This window comes from Myroides sp. LoEW2-1 (assembly GCF_009767705.1).
GTDB classification, from domain to species: Bacteria; Bacteroidota; Bacteroidia; order Flavobacteriales; family Flavobacteriaceae; genus Flavobacterium; species Flavobacterium album_A.
Genome location: NZ_WSPP01000313.1, coordinates 1 through 521, shown reverse-complemented (window position 1 = coordinate 521; position 521 = coordinate 1). Strand labels below are relative to the sequence as shown.

Here is a 521-nt window from a genome sequence, read left to right as displayed (position 1 = left end):
GGTAAGGCATAGATTAATTGACCTGAGACCTTAAGAGCTTTTAGTTGTTTTTGTATTTCCTGTATCTTTTGTTTAGTAATATCATCTAAATCTAAGAAACAAGTCATTTCATTTAGGTCTCTAGGGCTTTCAAAAATATCAGCATCTTCTATATAAAGAGCATTAAAGTAGCTGTCAATTACATTAAAATTGTGATTAGGTTCATTATTGATTAACTCTAATATGTAGTAGGTGTCATTTCTAAATAAAATTAAACCATTTTTAATTTCACTATCATACTCAATAGCAAGTAAAAAATCCCTATAGTACTTTATGTATGATGAATCATTTTCTTGATAGATAGAAGAGAATATTTGTAATAATGCATCATAAGAAAAATCTATTTTTTTTAACCTCTCTTGAGGTATATACGGTAAATAAAAGCTTAACAAAGACTCTAAACTTTTAGGAAAAGGTGTTTTGGGTAAGTATATAAAATTAAAACCCTTAGTTTTAAAGTAACCAAAGAGAGCATTGTAATC

The 521-nt window shown here is 27.1% G+C and carries 1 protein-coding gene; it reads right to left on the bottom strand.

What is annotated here, in order from left to right; all coding sequences use genetic code 11:
* On the bottom strand, positions 1 to 431 hold a 431-nt coding region (locus GOQ24_RS15100; protein ID WP_160340064.1), incomplete at its 3' end, for a hypothetical protein.
* Between the last annotated feature and the right edge of the window lie 90 nt (positions 432 to 521).